The organism is Bacillus sp. ISL-34 (genome assembly GCF_018613325.1).
Taxonomy (GTDB): Bacteria; Bacillota; Bacilli; order Bacillales; family DSM-1321; genus Peribacillus.
The window spans coordinates 205,001-221,816 of sequence record NZ_JAGGQJ010000023.1; the positions used below are offsets into that span (position 1 = coordinate 205,001).

At 42.5% G+C, this 16,816-nt stretch carries 13 protein-coding genes and 1 riboswitch; of the genes, 4 read left to right on the forward strand and 9 right to left on the reverse strand.

Going from position 1 to position 16,816, the window contains the following annotated elements; translation table 11 throughout:
• The first annotated feature begins 324 nt into the window (after positions 1–324).
• The 3 genes from J7E52_RS16495 to J7E52_RS16505 are packed head-to-tail and all read left to right on the forward strand — an operon-like array spanning position 325 to position 2,808.
• The gene (locus tag J7E52_RS16495) at positions 325–957 is read left to right on the forward strand and encodes a GNAT family N-acetyltransferase (protein ID WP_214748656.1); all 633 of its coding nucleotides are present in this window, start codon (positions 325–327) and stop codon (positions 955–957) included.
• A gap of 26 nt (positions 958–983) precedes the next feature.
• Positions 984–1,634: an acetoin utilization AcuB family protein gene (locus tag J7E52_RS16500; protein ID WP_214748659.1), complete on the forward strand. Its 651-nt coding sequence runs from the start codon at positions 984–986 to the stop codon at positions 1,632–1,634.
• Positions 1,627–2,808, forward strand: a complete 1,182-nt coding sequence (locus J7E52_RS16505) for an acetoin utilization protein AcuC (RefSeq protein ID WP_214748662.1) — start codon at positions 1,627–1,629, stop codon at positions 2,806–2,808. Before J7E52_RS16500 ends, J7E52_RS16505 begins: the two co-directional genes overlap by 8 nt.
• A 90-nt stretch (positions 2,809–2,898) precedes the next feature.
• On the opposite strand, the gene ccpA is transcribed toward J7E52_RS16505, so the two are convergent.
• From ccpA to J7E52_RS16530, 5 genes are all read right to left on the reverse strand, one after another.
• The gene (ccpA, locus tag J7E52_RS16510; protein WP_214748664.1) at positions 2,899–3,903 is read right to left on the reverse strand and encodes a catabolite control protein A; all 1,005 of its coding nucleotides are present in this window, start codon (positions 3,901–3,903) and stop codon (positions 2,899–2,901) included.
• A 381-nt stretch (positions 3,904–4,284) separates the two neighbouring features.
• Positions 4,285–5,361 (reverse strand): bifunctional 3-deoxy-7-phosphoheptulonate synthase/chorismate mutase, encoded by a 1,077-nt coding sequence (locus tag J7E52_RS16515; RefSeq protein ID WP_034309244.1) that lies wholly within the window; start codon positions 5,359–5,361, stop codon positions 4,285–4,287.
• Between the two features lie 519 nt (positions 5,362–5,880).
• Positions 5,881–6,207, reverse strand: coding sequence for a bacillithiol system redox-active protein YtxJ (gene ytxJ, locus J7E52_RS16520; protein ID WP_214748666.1), 327 nt, complete (start codon positions 6,205–6,207; stop codon positions 5,881–5,883).
• Between the two features lie 130 nt (positions 6,208–6,337).
• A complete protein-coding gene (locus J7E52_RS16525; RefSeq protein ID WP_214748669.1) occupies positions 6,338–6,910 on the reverse strand; it encodes a YtxH domain-containing protein in 573 nt (190 codons plus the stop codon).
• A 45-nt stretch (positions 6,911–6,955) separates the two neighbouring features.
• Complete coding sequence (locus J7E52_RS16530; protein ID WP_214748672.1) at positions 6,956–7,465, reverse strand: DUF948 domain-containing protein; 510 nt, start codon at positions 7,463–7,465, stop codon at positions 6,956–6,958.
• Between the two features lie 229 nt (positions 7,466–7,694).
• Here J7E52_RS16530 and J7E52_RS16535 point away from each other — a divergent pair, with 229 nt between their 5' ends.
• Positions 7,695–8,807 carry an aminopeptidase gene (locus J7E52_RS16535; protein ID WP_214748675.1) on the forward strand — a complete coding sequence of 371 codons (1,113 nt, stop codon included), beginning with the start codon at positions 7,695–7,697 and terminating at the stop codon, positions 8,805–8,807.
• 53 nt (positions 8,808–8,860) lie between these two features.
• Here the strand turns inward: J7E52_RS16535 and murC are convergent, their stop codons facing one another.
• From murC to J7E52_RS16555, 4 genes are all read right to left on the reverse strand, one after another.
• Complete coding sequence (gene murC / locus J7E52_RS16540) at positions 8,861–10,165, reverse strand: UDP-N-acetylmuramate--L-alanine ligase (protein ID WP_214748678.1); 1,305 nt, start codon at positions 10,163–10,165, stop codon at positions 8,861–8,863.
• Positions 10,166–10,450: 285 nt separating this feature from the next.
• Positions 10,451–13,291 (reverse strand): DNA translocase FtsK, encoded by a 2,841-nt coding sequence (locus J7E52_RS16545; RefSeq protein WP_309476900.1) that lies wholly within the window; start codon positions 13,289–13,291, stop codon positions 10,451–10,453.
• Positions 13,292–13,717: 426 nt separating this feature from the next.
• Complete coding sequence (locus J7E52_RS16550) at positions 13,718–14,905, reverse strand: amidohydrolase (RefSeq protein WP_214749051.1); 1,188 nt, start codon at positions 14,903–14,905, stop codon at positions 13,718–13,720.
• A gap of 20 nt (positions 14,906–14,925) precedes the next feature.
• A complete protein-coding gene (locus tag J7E52_RS16555; protein WP_214748681.1) occupies positions 14,926–16,314 on the reverse strand; it encodes an MFS transporter in 1,389 nt (462 codons plus the stop codon).
• Positions 16,315–16,636: 322 nt separating this feature from the next.
• A riboswitch (glycine riboswitch) is annotated at positions 16,637–16,741 on the reverse strand.
• Between the last annotated feature and the right edge of the window lie 75 nt (positions 16,742–16,816).

A 16,816-nucleotide genomic window follows, 5' to 3' on the forward strand; every position in this document is an offset into this window, starting at 1 on the left:
CTTCATTCGGCTCTATATTCTCATTATAGTATAAGAGGCGAATTATCTCAATTTTTAAAATATTGTAAACTTCCATATTAGGGAAAATGGATTTTGCTGAATTTTGAAAAACCCTAGTATATTGTTATAGTTAAGGTGAATCCATATGATGGCAGGGAAGGAAGAAGCACTGTAACAAAAGCGCCTTGAACTTTCTGAATTACGCCCCTTGTTTTAATGTATAATTTATGTAAGCTTTCCATTCGGTCAGTTTTTAAAAGCAACGCTTCATATACTCCGGAATGCGAGAGTATAAGATTACTATATAACAAGGGTGGTGAAAGAATGGAATATAGTAAGACCTTTTATACTAAGGAACTGCAGACATTAAGCGGAACGCTCATCATCGAGGGGCCGTTAAACGGCGAAAAAATGTCCGCTTATGAGTTTCACGAAGACTTGGTCGCCTTTCGCCCGCCTGCTTTGCAGCATAAAGCGTTAATAGAAATTGCAGACTTGCCCGAGGGCAGGATCTTTATCGCCCGTGAAAATGAAACAATCGTGGGTTATGTAACTTACTTATATCCCGATCCCTTGGAGCGCTGGTCGGAAATCAAGATGGAGGATCTGATTGAGCTTGGTGCAATCGAGGTCATCCCTAAATACCGGGGTGCCTCCGTCGGGAAGAACCTAATCCGCCTTTCCATGGAAGACGATTCGGTTGAGGACTTTATCATCATCACCACTGAATACTATTGGCATTGGGATTTGAAAGGGACAGGGCTAAATATTTGGGACTATCGCAAGGTCATGGAAAAAATGATGAGTGCCGGTGGTTTGGTCTACTTTGCAACAGATGATCCTGAAATCAGTTCCCACCCGGCCAACTGCCTGATGGCCCGTATCGGCAAAAGGGTCCCGCAGGAATCGATCCAGAAATTCGACCAATTGCGTTTTATGAATCGGTTTATGTATTAAAGAGGCGAGTAAGAGGAGGAAGGAAAATGATTGTTGAAACAATAATGAATGAGGATATTATCACCCTCACTCCAACGGATACAATCCATAGCGCTGTCTTGATCATCAAGGAGAAGCGAATTCGCCATATCCCCATTGTCGATGACAGCTTTCAACTTGTGGGATTAGTCAGCGACCGTGATATTCGGGATGCTGCCCCTTCTATATTTCGTACCGAAGAATACAAAAATGATTTACAAAAACCACTATCAAGCATCATGAAAACTGAAATAATCACGGGGCACCCGCTGGATTTCGTGGAAGAAATCGGGGCTGTTTTTTGTGATAACAATATCAGCTGCCTTCCAATCGTAAAGGGAAGGAAGTTAGTGGGCATCATAACCGGTTCTGATTTACTTCATTCATACGTTGAGTTGACTGGAGTCAATCAGCCCGGTTCCCAAATCGAAATCAGAATCCCGGATAAGGCAGGTTCCCTTCATGATATTGCCCATATTTTCAAAAGGCGCAATACGAATATCCTGAGCACCCTTGTTTATCCTGAAAAAAATGGAACCGACTATAAAATTCTTGTAATTCGTGTACAGACGATGAATCCATTTATGGTGGTGGAGGATTTGAAGAAAGAAGGCTATACCGTTTTATGGCCTAGTCTACCGGGGATTTCACATGAATGATACATCCCTTTTCGTCTATTCGGATGAACTACTTACCTACAAATTCAACGATGAGCATCCATTCAATCAAAAACGGCTTAAACTCACGCTTGATTTATTAAAAAAACACCATGCCATCAATGATGATCAAATTATCAAGCCCAGAATGGCAGCCGATGCAGAATTGGAACTGATTCATGATCACCATTATGTAAACGCTGTCAGATTGGCCGGCCAGGGAAAGCTTCCCCCTGAAAAGGCTGTAAATTATGGGCTAGGAACGGAGGATACCCCTATCTTCCCCAAAATGCACGAAGCAAGTGCCTTGCTTGTAGGCGGTACCTTGACGGCTGTGGATGCCGTCATGACCGGTCAGTCCCTGCACGCACTTAATCTTGGCGGCGGCCTGCATCACGGTTTCCGCGGGAAAGCCTCGGGCTTTTGCATATACAACGATAGTTCGGTCGCGATTAAATACCTGCAAAAAAAATATGGGGCGCGTGTCTTGTATGTCGATACCGATGCACATCATGGTGACGGAGTACAATGGTCATTTTATGATGATCCGGATGTATGCACACTATCCATCCATGAAACGGGTCGCTATCTATTTCCCGGCACCGGCAATATTAACGAGCGGGGCCAGGGAAAAGGCTACGGCTACTCATTCAACATCCCGGTCGATGCATTCACTGAAGATGAATCCTTTCTCGAATGCTATAGGGCCTCCTTTAAAGAGGTCATTGAATTCTTCAAACCGGATGTGATATTAACGCAAAACGGAGCCGACTCCCATTATTACGATCCGCTCACCCATTTATCAGCCACCATGAAGATTTTTAGGGAAATACCAAAGTTGGCCCACGAAATGGCCCATAAGTATTGCGAAGGCCGGTGGATTGCAGTGGGCGGCGGCGGATATGATATATGGCGCGTCGTCCCGAGGGCTTGGGCGAGGGTCTGGCTTGAAATGACGAATAATGATATATCAGGTCCCCTATCAAAGGAATGGCTCGATCGCTGGCAGCCTGAGTCCCCTGTTCCCCTACCGAATGAATGGGATGACATGGTGGATATATACGAACCCATTCCGAGGAAGCCTGAAATCACCGAGAAGAATGCCCTGACGCTTGAAAAGGTTCTTTATCCCATCAGGTCTTCCAGGCAAACGACGAAAAGCAATGAACAAAGTTAACCAAAAGATCGTTGAAAAACGATCTTTTTTGTTCGGGCATACATTTGAGAAACAAAAAGAGAGTGCCCTCGGGACACTCTCCAAACCAGTTTATTTCGTTGATTGACGGTTTTCAATCCGATGTGGCAGGATCACTTTTTCAAGACCTTCCTCCACTTGTTCTTTATTCATCAACTTTGTAAGAAGCCTCATCGCAACCGCACCAATATCATATAAAGGTTGGACGATCGTCGTGATTTGCGGACGCACCATCAATGTCAATCTCGTGTTATCGAAGCTGATCACTTCAAAGTCTTCCGGTACATTATACCCTTTGTCCTGAGCTGCATGGACAATTCCAAGCGCCATTTCATCAGCACCGGCGATGAATGCTGTCGGTCTGTTTTCAGCTTCCAGGTACTTTTCAAAAGATTCAATTCCTGAATCATATGTATAATCACCTTCAATGATATAACTTTCATCAAATGAAAGCCCAGCTTCTTTCAATCCTCGTTTATAACCAGTCAATTTCATTTCATTAATCAGCGCGGATGGGTTTCCGCTTACAAAAGCGATATGCTTGTGGCCTTTATTAGCGAAGAAGGTCACTGCGTCGAATGCCGCCGCCTCATAATCAATATTGACCGATGGAACTTGTCCGCTTTCATCCACCGAACCTGCCAGAACGATTGGAACAGGTGAATTCTTAAACTCTTTGACATGCTCATCAGAAATGTTGCCGCCCATGAATACGATACCATCCACTTGTTTTCCAAGCATCGTATTCAACAAATGGAATTCCTTATCTATATTCTCATCAGAACTGCTTAGAATGATATTGTATTTATACATGGTGGCTATATCTTCTATGCCCCGTGCCAATTCGGCAAAAAAGATACTTGAGATATCCGGGATGATGACCCCGACTGTAGTCGTTTTCTTTGAGGCAAGTCCCCTTGCCACTGCATTGGGACGGTACCCTAACTTCTCAATCACATCGGAAACTTTCTTCCTTGTTGCAGGCTTTACATTTGGATTCCCGTTAACTACGCGGGAAACGGTGGCCATGGAAACATTCGCCTCACGCGCCACATCATAAATGGTTATATTATTCATTCATCCATTCCTCCATTTCTTTCATTTTCCCCATAAAAGACCCGAATTATTTCGAAAAAAAATCTTTTATGCGTTTTTCTCTATAAGGAAGATTATTTTAGGAACGATCTGCCTAACAAAAAATGCAGTCCTACTCTCTTCTCAGTCAATATTCAATACCCTATTCAAGTATAAAATTCACATAGATATCACTTTATGTATGACTCAATCTTCCGAACAGTTCTCATTCTTGTTATTTATCATACGATAGTCGAATCTTTCCTGCAATCCAATAGTGCTCATTTCGAAGCTTTTTCTGCAAAAACTAGTATTTTACCATTAAAAAAAGCCCTTGCCAAGTTGGTAAGGGCCGTAAGTAGATCATTTAAAGACTTTCTTAGCTTATACAGTTACCCAGTTCAAACGTTTAATTTCGTCGTAGAATTCATCAAATTGTTTGAAGTCCATTTGCTGTGCAGAATCCGATAAAGCAACGGAAGGATCTGGATGCACTTCAGCCATAACACCGTCAGCGCCGATTGCAAGAGCCGCCTTAGCCGTAGGAAGCAGAAGATCGCGACGTCCAGTTGAATGCGTTACATCAACCATGACCGGTAAATGAGTTTCTTGTTTTAAAATCGGTACAGCAGAGATATCAAGTGTATTCCTTGTTGCTTTTTCGTAAGTACGGATACCGCGCTCACAAAGGATGATGTTGCCATTGCCCTGCGACATGATGTATTCCGCTGCATGAATGAACTCTTCAATCGTTGCAGCCAGTCCACGTTTTAAAAGAACCGGTTTATTTACGGCACCTGCCGCTTTTAGCAAGTCGAAGTTTTGCATGTTGCGCGCCCCGATTTGGATGACATCGATATGATCGATCGCCGCTTCGATATCGTTGGCACTCACGATTTCACTGATTACAGCCAAGCCGTATTCATCGGCAACACGTTTAAGTATTTGTAAACCTTCCAAACCAAGCCCTTGGAAGTCATATGGAGATGTACGTGGCTTAAATGCACCGCCGCGCATCAATTTCAAACCTTTAGCTTTAATGACTTCCGCCACCGCAGCTGTCTGTTCATAAGATTCAACGGCACATGGTCCGAAAACGAAGCTAGGGATCCCGTTACCGACCAATTCACCCTTAATGTCGATGATAGTGTCTTCAGCCTTTTGTTTTCTCGATACAAGAAGCGTTTTCTTCTGATCGTCTTTTTGTAGCTCCAAGCCCAATTTAAAGATTTCTTTGAAAATATGTTTAATCGAACCAAGATCAAGCGGTCCTTGATTATTGGCTTCGATAAGATCCAGCATTGTTCTTTCACGGACCGGATCGTAACGGTTTACACCTTGTTTTTCTTTAACGCGACCAATTTCCTGTACAAGTTCAGCACGTTGATTAATAAGATGTAATAACTGAAGGTTCACATCATCCAGTTGATTACGAAGTCCATCAAGCTCTTTGTTGCTCATTACAAATCCATCCCTTCGTTTTTTAAAATAGAAATCGGTTCAGCGGCCTCAAACTAAAAAAATTCCATTTGGATCCACCCCGATTGTTTTATCAATGAAAAATTTAGAATATTTCATGTATGATTAAATCAATTATAAATGAAGTGCCCATAAATGTCACTATATTTTTCTTTAATAATTAAACGCTTTTAAGCATTAAAGTTATAAATGCATAAAATCAGGTGTTACACATGCAAGAAAAACGATTTAGACTGAATATTGGAACAATCCGTTGTAGGAATTATATTGGAAATAGAACAAGAAAGCTATAATTTAATTATATTTTATCTTAAAGAACATTTGGACCATGATCAAATCGTCTGCCACTTGCCTGGAGCCATCCAGAACGCCTGAAGATAAATGAACAGAAAGGGCCTTTAAAGAAAACGTTTCCCCTGGAGACCGTTTAAAAACCCCTATTGCTTCCAGATGGATAATAAAAGGCCGGACCCCTTACCAAAGGGATCCGGCCTTCATGGTTCATTCAGTGATGGCCTTGCTCAATGAATCATATGTAATACGCCAATGAGATTCATTCCAGGCCGGTTTTCCACTTTTAAAAAGGATAGCCTGAGGTGATTGATGTTTGATATCAAATGTTTCTGCCACATAATTGGATAGTGGACGAGCTTCCTGAACGGCTAAATAGGCCGTTTTAAGTTGTTCGTTCTCTAAGATGTACCTCTCATATTGTTCAAATGCTTCAGCACTGACCGGGCATGTTACGCTATGCTTGAAAAGCAGGAATGTATCCTCTTTTAGAAGCTCATTGAATTGTTCTTCTGTTTCGATTTTGCTCATGACCATAATACAGTCTCCTTTCCTTGTCCATATAAATTTTACCATCAAAAAGGCGATGAAGCCATTGAAGCACTTCACCGCCTTATTCTTCGTCCCTTTATGCCTCTTCATCCCCATTAAAGGAATTCAAGGAATATTATTTCTTTAGGCTATTCTCTGTTTCATCAAACGCCTTTTTCGCTTCATCTAGTTTTAATTTTGCCGCATTCTTATTTCCGCTTGTAGGATCTGCAGGATTATTTTCCGAATCATTGCCGTTAGCAAAGTTCGTTTCGACGGATACGATAGGAGAATCGGAAGTTCCGGTTACATCTATATCCTTATTGCTCGAATTCGTCGTATCATCAGCCGCGTCGCCGTTTTCTTTACCCGGTTTTAGGCTTTTCACTTTATTGACGATATTTGAAGATTTATTGGAAACGATTTCCGTGACAGAGCTCGTTTTCTCTTTTGCAGTATCAGCAATCACTGTACCTTTTTCCATCGCCGTTTGTCTTAATCTTTCTGTTTTCTCTGAAATGTTTCTAGCTTGTTCATTGAAGTCATTCCTTAATTCCTTGCCTGTTTTCGGAGCCATGAACAAAGCTGTAGCCGCTCCGATCATCCCGCCGATCAAGGCGCCAATCATAAAGTCCTTTGAATTGATCGAGTCGCGTTCGTCCTCATATGATTTCTGATAGTCCTTTGTCGGAAATTCTTTTTGAGTCATAATACATTCCCCTTTCAATTTTCATTTCATTTTTTTAACTAGATTTTAAGATCTGGAACGTAAAAACCTTTTTTTAGGCAGGTTATCTGTTTCCAACGCTTCCCTTTCTAACTCCGCCCTTTCGGTTGGGGTCGGGGCAGCCTGTTTGCTTCTGGACTTCCATTTGTCCCTTATCTCCATGGCTACATTACTCCATTGTACAATTTGTGAGATTCGGTCTTGATTATTATCAATCTCAGCCTGCACTTTATGGGAAACCTTTTGGATGGAAGAATTGAAGCTAGAGATGGATGTACCTACATCCTTCACGGCATCCACCACCGTATTCAGGTTTTCTGACTTATGCTGCAAATCTTCAGCCAACGTATTCGTTTTATGTAATAACTGGGTAGTTTCGAGCGTTATGCCCTGCATTTGGCTCTCTAGACCTGTCAGCGTCCGGGCCACACTGTCCAGGGTAGTTTGAAGTGATGTCAGTACCTTTGTTAGGAAAATAACAAGTACCAAAAAAGCTATCGCTGCAACAGCAGCACTTACGTATAAAATAATCTCCATTGGAACACCTCCGAAAAAATTCGACTTAATTAATAGCTGTTAGATATTAATTACCCCTTCCCTATTATTATAAACGTATTTATTTTTTCAATATACCCTATCATACCCTAATCTGGAAATATTATTGTCTGCACCCAGTTCTTCGGTGAAATTCATGGGTGACACTTATGGCAGGAAATCGGGTATGATAGAAAAGATAAGTCGAATTTAAACAATGGAGGTATTTTTTATGAAAGATCCCAGAATTGATACATTGGCCAAAAACTTAATCAATTATTCCGTGAAGCTTCAAAATGGTGAAAAAATCTTGATCGAAAACTTTGGATTGCAGCGTGAACTTGTTAACGCACTTGTGAATGAAGCCTATGCAGCTGGTGGTTACCCATTCGTCCTTTTAAAGGATCACCAAGTGGATCGTGCCTTGCTGATGGGTGCCAAAGAAGAACAGTACAAGATGATGGGTGAGTTTGAAGCAAACGTAATGAACCAGATGGATGCTTATATCGGACTTCGTGCCGGGGATAATATAAATGAACAATCCGATGTCCCTTCAGAGAAGATGGCGATTCATGGACAGACAGTCGGTAAAGTACATAGAAATATCCGCGTGCCAAAAACAAAATGGGTCGTGCTTCGCTACCCGACAAATTCCATGGCCCAATTAGCCAAAATGAGCACAGAAGCATTCGAAGACTTTTATTTCGAAGTCTGCAACCTCGACTATGGCAAAATGAGCGCAGCAATGGACAACCTTGTTGAATTGATGGATAAAACGGATAAGGTCCGCTTAACTGGGCCCGGTACGGACCTAACCTTCTCCATCAAAGACATTAAAGCCATCAAATGTGCGGGTGAGCTGAACATCCCTGACGGTGAAGTATATACGGCTCCGGTTAAAGATTCCATCAATGGCGTGATTTCGTATAATACTCCGTCCCCTTATCAGGGTTTTACTTTTGAAAACGTGAAGTTAACATTCAAGGATGGAAAAATCGTTGAAGCGGTTGCGAATGATACGGAACGCATCAACAAAATTTTTGATACTGATGAAGGCGCACGATATGTCGGTGAATTTGCAATTGGTGTAAATCCTTATATTCTACACCCGATGCAAGATATCCTCTTTGATGAAAAAATTGATGGAAGTTTTCATTTCACTCCCGGACAATGCTATGATGATGCCTTTAACGGAAACCATTCAGACATTCACTGGGACCTGGTCAATATTCAGCGTCCTGAATATGGCGGCGGGGAAATCCATTTTGATGACGTCTTGATACGTAAGGACGGACGCTTCGTATTACCTGAACTGGAAAATTTGAATCCAGAAAATTTAAAATAACATAAAAACCAATAAAAAAACGACCGACCCGCTCTAACGGATCGATCGTTTTTTTATTTTACCTGCAGTGAATGCTCATAGGCTGCTTGGAACTTTTGAATGTCCCCCGCACCCATGAATAACACGACACTGTTTTCATGATTTTGCAATATTGATGTTGTGTTCTCCGTAATCAGCTCGGCACCGGGAATCTTATCTTGAAGGTCTTCAATCGATAACTTCCCTTGATGTTCACGAGCAGATCCAAAAATTTCACATAAGTATACTTTGTCGGCCAAATTCAAGCTGTCGGCGAATTCATCAAGGAATGCCTGAGTTCTCGAGAAAGTATGCGGCTGGAATACCGCAACAACTTCACGCTCTGGGTATTTCTGACGGGCCGAGTCAACAGTTGCAGAGATTTCTGTCGGATGATGTGCATAATCATCAATGATGATCTGACTTCCGATTTCCTTCTCTGAGAACCGGCGTTTAACTCCGCCAAAAGTCCGCAATTGGGCTTTCACAGCTTCCGTATCCAAGTTTTCATATTTACAAAGTGCAATGACACCAAGTGCATTCAACACATTATGCTTTCCAAAAGTAGGAATGGTGAATGTATCATAGTAATTGTTCCTTACATGCACATCAAAAGTCGTGCCATCCGGAGTGACGGAAACATTTTTCGCTTGAAAATCATTTCCTTCTCCAAATCCGTAAAAAATAACCGGTACTTTCGCCTGAATATGTGGTAAATGTTCATCATCCCCGCACGCAATGATGCCTTTGTTGACTTGAAGGGCCATCGTTTGGAAAGCCTCGAACACGTCTTCGACATTGGCGTAATAATCAGGATGGTCAAAATCGATATTCGTCATGATCGCATAATCCGGATAATAGGAAAGGAAATGACGGCGATATTCACATGCTTCGAATACGAAGTAATCAGAATTCACGATTCCTTTACCCGTTCCATCCCCAATCAAGAAGGATGTCGGTTTAGCGCCCCCCATTACATGGGCAAGTAAGCCGGTCGTCGATGTTTTACCATGCGCTCCCGTAACGGCCACGCTGATGAAGTTTTTCATGAAATCACCTAGGAAACGGTGATAACGGATGATCGGCAAATCAAGTTCTTTTGCCTTCACGATTTCCGGATGACTATCCGGAAACGCATTTCCTGCAATGATGGTCATTCCAGGTTGAATATTTTCCTCGTTGAAAGGAAGGATTTTAATCCCGGCTTTTTCTAATGCCAATTGTGTAAAAAATTCTTTTTCGTAATCGGAACCCTGCACCTCAATATTCATATCATGCAGTATTTGTGCTAGAGCACTCATACCCGACCCTTTAATTCCCACAAAATGGTAAGCAGTCATAAAGCGAACCTCCACCAATCGTCTACCTGTATGACAGTATATGACGTCATCTTTTATTTGTTTTTTCATTACGAGACTTGTTAGTAACGCAATTTCTTCATAGGTTTTTCAAGCTTATAATTTCAATCATTCATCAACAAAAAACTATTATATCACTTTTTTATTCATTCATCCATGTCAGGCAGATGCCAATTTATCAAATCATTGGCTTTTCCCTCAATTAAGGTGATAAAAAAGGGTTTTCACCCTTTCACATTATATACAATTTCCTTTTATTAGGTTCTCTTAATTAACCTGTAAAAATTCCAGTTCTTCTTCCGTAATCAATACATCCCTGGGCCTTGAGCCCCTGGATTCGGAAACGACTCCATGTTGCTCCATCATTTCTATCAGGCGCGCTGCACGGTTATAACCGACACGGAAGCGCCTTTGGACACTAGATGCAGATGCAGCCTGCTGGCTCACGACAAATTCACAGGCCTCGAAAAACAGTTCATCCGCTTCTTCCGTGACCTGGGCCCTGTTCAGCAAGTCTTCCTGTTCAAACAGGTATTTCGGCTGCTGCTCCAGCTTAACATGGTTGACGACCTGGTCGATTTCTTCATCACTCACAAAAGTCCCTTGCAGGCGCACCGTTTTTGAAGAGCCGTTTTCAGCGAATAACATATCTCCTCTTCCCAATAATTTTTCTGCACCGCCGCTATCGATGATCGTACGGGAGTCGACTTGTGAAGAAACCGAAAAAGCGATCCTTGTCGGGATATTTGCCTTGATCAATCCAGTTATGACATCGACAGAAGGTCTTTGAGTGGCTACGATCAAATGGATGCCGCAGGCACGGGCCTTTTGAGCAATCCGGCAAATCGCTTCCTCTACATCAGCCGGGGACATCATCATTAAATCCGCAAGCTCATCGATGATCACCAGGATATAAGGCAGCTTGCTTGAATATTGACCGGCTTTTTCCGCTTGGTCATTAAAGCGGGTGATATCACGTACACCGGCATGTACAAACAATTCATAACGCCGTTCCATCTCCTCTACAGCCCATTTCAACGCAGCCGTAGCGGCTTTTACATCGGTTATGACTGGACTGACTAAATGCGGAATCCGGTTATATGGGGCGAGCTCGACCATTTTCGGATCGATCAACAGTAATTTCAACTCCTGCGGGGTCGCTTTATACAGCAAGCTGACCAGCATGGTGTTGATACAGACACTTTTCCCCGATCCCGTTTGCCCGGCTATCAATCCATGCGGCATCTTTCTCAAATCCGTAATAATCGGCTGACCGGAAATATCGAGTCCTAAAGCCACAGCAAGCGGTGATTCATGCTCTTGAAACTCAGTACTTTCCAAAACCTCCCGCAAAAATACCGGTTTGCTTTTTCTATTCGGAATCTCGATGCCAATTGTATGTTTACCCGGAATGGGCGCTTCCATCCGCATATCCTGAGCAGCAAGGCTTAATTTGATGTCATCCATCAGGTTCGTCACTTTATTCACCTTCACTCCCGGTTCCGGATGCACCTCGAAACGAGTTACTGCCGGTCCTTGAGTGACATTGACGACCTTTGCACGGACATTGAAATTTTTCAATGTCTCATCAAGTAATAAAGTCTGTTCCTCGAGCCACTCATCATCATGCACAGCATAAGTGGGAGGTGTCAGCAATTCGATATTCGGAAACACATAGTATGGATTATCATCCGCTTCCACGGAGCCAAAAACTGCCGGGGTATCGCCCTCGCTGCTTTCTGCTGCCGCCTCTGAAGAAACTGCTTCTTGATACTCATTTCCAGATATGGGGGATTCCTGTTCAAAAGGCGGCTTAGTGACCGGGTTGGAACCGATATTGGATTCAACTGTATTTTCAGGCACAGCGGCGGTTTCGGAACCAACCTTAGTGTCCGAAAAGGTTGGTGTAATGGCCGGAGTCTCCTCTTTCGGCACAGCTCTGCCTTCCTCCGGTTCCCATTCAGGAATGGTGGATGGTTTCTCTTTTCCTGTCTCCGTTTGGGCGGCATCAGTCATTGGCCGCTTATCAGGTGAAACTACAGCCCTTTCCGAATTAGGGCTTTTTTTTTCCGTCATCATTTTATTCATGAAGCCATTTTTTTCGCGATCTTGCTTAAGCATCATCACATTAAACGGGATATGTTTTTTCGGACGTTTGTGCTGCACTTCCGGTATTGCCTCAGAAGGATCACTTTCAGGCAGTGTCCCTTGACTAACGGATGGTTGAGTTGATTGTACAACCTCCCCAGGAACCGATATAGCTTCAGGCGTTGTGTCGTCCGCCTGTTCCATGATCGATACAGCGACTTCGCGTCCAAAATCGACTTCGTCTTGTTCAATAGCCTCTTTTTCTACCGGAGGCTCAATTATGTTAGGCTCGCTTACTGCTTGTTCTGGCAGTGACTCAATGGAATTCCTACGAAAGAAAGCGGGTATCTCTGAATCTTCCCGTTTTTCTTCCTCTTGTTCCGGTATAAGAACGGATGGTTCTGTCGTCAATTCCTCATGTGACACTTCTTTTGAGATTTCAGGAATCGATACTGGAATCTCGATATCGGGTTCTTCTTTTATAAGGACGGGCTTTTTGCTTTCCAATTCATATTCGACAATTTCTTCAGAAGCGACTATTTTTTTTTCCGGACGACGGAACCCATAAATGGGTGAAGGGATTTCCGTCGGACGGAATGGAGTATTTGAAGGGACTATTTTTGAGACTTCCTCCCTTTCGAAGCTTCTCCGTTTTGGTTCAGGATCCCTTACAGGCCTTCTCGTCGTTTCTTTGGTCACATTCTTCCCCTGTTTTGGTTCGAGTTCTTCCCTGTTTCTTTCCCTAGGTTTTCTTTTCTGTTCACGGTCTGGAATGAGCGGAAACTTGAACTGTCCTTTTGGATATTGAAACAGGATTTTCGTATCCGGGTCTGGCGTCAGCAACATTTTTTCCACTTTTTGATGGTAAACCTTTATTTCTTCTTCCTTTGACTTCGAAAGCTTCGAAAAATCCATTTTCCTTAATGTCTCTTCATCAAGCGGTTCATCTATAATAATTTCTTCAATTTCAATAATTTCCTCTGCTTGGAACCATTTTTTCATCTTATTTAGCCATTTCAAAACTATCACTCTTTCTACATCTGTAGTTATGTAACTAATTCTACCAGTTATTTTAAAAATATCGAGAAAATTTAAGCTAAATTGGGATTAGTATCTATTTTTTTATCGCACTCTTACTAACTTAACGTATTTCGCAGAACTCCTACCCTATTAAACCCATTCTGGAATGAGCTTAAACCTACCCATCCGAAATAACATTAGCCCCTAGTCTACTATTTAAATAAAACACCGCTGTTAAATCGCGTTTACAAAGAGATTAAGTTTTCATGCAGCCCAGGAAGCAGACTGGTCAATTCATTGAAGCATCCTTCACGAAACCTCCGGTGGCATCCAAATACCTGCAGAAACCCATAAAACACCGTTCGTTAATACCGAACGGTGTTTTGTGGGTTTCTGCATTTTTTTTGCAAACAAATACCAATGGGACTATTCCCATTCATAAAAACTGCATACAACCTGGGCCACTGATTTGGATGCGATCAAAAGGGCATCTTCATCAATGTCGAATTTAGGATGGTGATTGAAATATGCCTTCTCCACCCCTTTCGGTTTACAGCCAATGTAAAAGAAGCAGCCAGGAATCTTTTCTGCATAATACGAAAAATCTTCTGAACCTGAGAAAACCGGAAATTCCAAGACCTTCTTAATATCTTTGTCATTGATGCTTTCCAGGCTATTTTTTACGAATCCAGTCAGTTCAGGGTCATTATATAACGGAGGATAATCAGGCACATATGTTAGTTCACACTGAACATCAAATTCCGTTTCTATCCCTTTGACGATCCGGTGGATTTCCTTATCGATCAGCTGTTGGGTCTCTGCTGTCATATAACGGACATCCCCTTCAATTTCTATACGATCTTTTATGACATTAAAGCTTCCTTTTCCATCGAAGGAGCCGATTGTGACCACGCCCATATCAAAAGGGTTCAAGCGACGGCTGATTACGGTTTGTACGGCTGTCACGAAATGGGCGCCTGCCACAATGGCATCATTAGCCATATGCGGGGACGAACCATGGCCGCCCACACCCTTTATCGCCAACTTGAAATAGGTCCGTCCTGCCATCGAATAGCCGCCGTGATACCCGACAACCCCTGCTGGATGCGACGGAAATAAGTGGATTCCAAAAACGGCATCCAGTTCATCCAATAACCCTGATTCCATAATGCTTTTTGCTCCTCCTGGGGGTGTTTCTTCTGCATGTTGATGGATTATTTTGATCGTACCAGATAGGGAATCTTTAAGCTCATTGATGCAGTCTGCCAGAACCAATAAATAAGCGGTATGCCCATCGTGTCCGCAGGCATGCATGACACCTTCATTTTTTGACCGGAACGGGACATCCGCTTCTTCTGTAATCGGCAATGCATCGAAATCCGCACGGAGACCTATAGTTTTTCCAGGTTTTCCGCATTCGATCGTTACGATGATCCCTAATCCATTTCCTACATTCGTTTGAATCGACACATTCTTCCCCTTATAATAATCAATGATATATTGTGCCGTTTTCTCTTCTTTGAAGGATAGTTCCGGATTCTCGTGTAAATGACGGCGGATTTGAACCATTTCCCCTTTACGGGCTTCCAGCATGTTCATTAATTTGCTTTTCACGTTCACGATCATTCTCCCCCTTATTTCAATATAAATTGTTTTTCAGGAATGCCTTTCGTAATGGCAGGCTTGGATTCATTCATTTTTTTCTTTGGAATGATGAACAATATGGAAAGCATTGCAAGTACAGCAAAAATGACATTTGTCGTTAATCCCGCAGCGGCAGCCACTTCCAAATTTTCAATCGTACCGTACACTGTGGCAGAGATGGCCACTCCAAACGATCCACCGAGTGAGCTTGCCATTTTATATATTCCTGATGCCTCACCAATCTTCTCAACAGGCGCATTGGAAACCGCCGTGTCAATGGATGGGGTGGCGTACATTCCTAGTCCGATTCCCAACAAAGTGAACCCGACAAACACAACGACAGTGTAAATCGTTCCGGGTATAAATGTTAAGGCCATCATCCCAACGCCAATCGCCGCTAATGTACAACCGATGATCATTGGTTTTCTTGCCCCGACCCGCTGTAATATTTTCTCACCAACACGAATCATCGCTAATACACAAACCAAGTACCCCAGTGATAACAATCCGGATTGAAAGGCGTTGAACCCCCTTCCAACCTGTACATATGTATTGGCAACAACCAACGTTCCCGCTACAGCATTCAGCAAAAAGTTAGAAAGGGTGGCCCCTGTATAGTATTTATTCTTAAATAAAGCCAGCTCAATGAACCCATTGGACTTGTTGCTTACGATTTTGAAGAATACTATAAATCCGATGATCATAATGGCGATTAAACTTAACGTAATTGGACTTGTCCAGCCAAAATCATCCCCACGTGTAATGACCAGGTTCAATGCAAGCATAACGAAGACAAATATGGATAAACCAGCAATATCGAATTTAGACGAGCTCGTTTTTTCCGCTCTGCTTTCTGGTGTATCCTTAAGCAGGAACATCGCTAGTAAAGCAAAAAGAATGGAGAATATGAAAATCCATCTCCAATCCATATATGTTGCAATCGCTCCCCCTGCAAAAGAACAGATACCTGAACCTCCCCAAGAACCAAAAGACCAATAGCTTAAGGCACGCTGCCTATTTTCCCCTTCATAATACGATTTGATCAAGGCGATGGTTGACGGCATGATACAGGCGGCGGATAAACCTTGGATGACTCGCCCGATGATCAGCATTCCGGCACCTTGCGCTAAGATAAGGCAAAGAGAGCCTATAATACTCAATGTTAAACCGATATATGTCATTCTCTTTCTTCCAACCTTATCAGCCAATCCTCCGGCTGCAACGACAAAAATCCCTGAGAATAAAGCAGTTAAACTGATGGCGACATTTAAAACGCCTAATGAAATACCGAGATCTGACTGAACTGCCGGAACTACATTTACCATCGTCTGGGCAAAAAGCCAAAATGTGAGAACACCAAACACAATTCCCGTTATCATCTTATTGGTACCTTGATAGTTCGTTTCTATCTTACTCCCCCCTTATTATCAATCCTCACATTACCTACCTACTGCTACTCATTGTCTAAACCTCCTTAAATAGTAAGTTTCCTGTTTACTTCACGCCTCCCGTGTGCAAAGTCAATTAAATAAATAACAATTGACCCATTCTTTTTTTTCACGCTAAAAAAGGACAGAGAAGGGTTGCGTAAACTTACTGCTCCCCTTCTCTGTCCTTTTTACCTGAGAGTTTAACTCCATTTTTGGTCATGGAGGTTTCCCCTTTGGTGGCACACTGCTTCATGCGCGCTCTCCAGAGTTGCGTCCAGCTGTGGTTCCATTTACCTGAGAGATTTGCTCCAAGGGTGATTTTTTGGAACTTGCTCCTTCGGTGGCTCAATGATTTGCACTCTCCCACAACGTTCATCCGCTTATATAGTTTATATTCAAATATTTTTTATATTTTCTAAATATTCCAACTATATTATCTCCCATTAAAAAA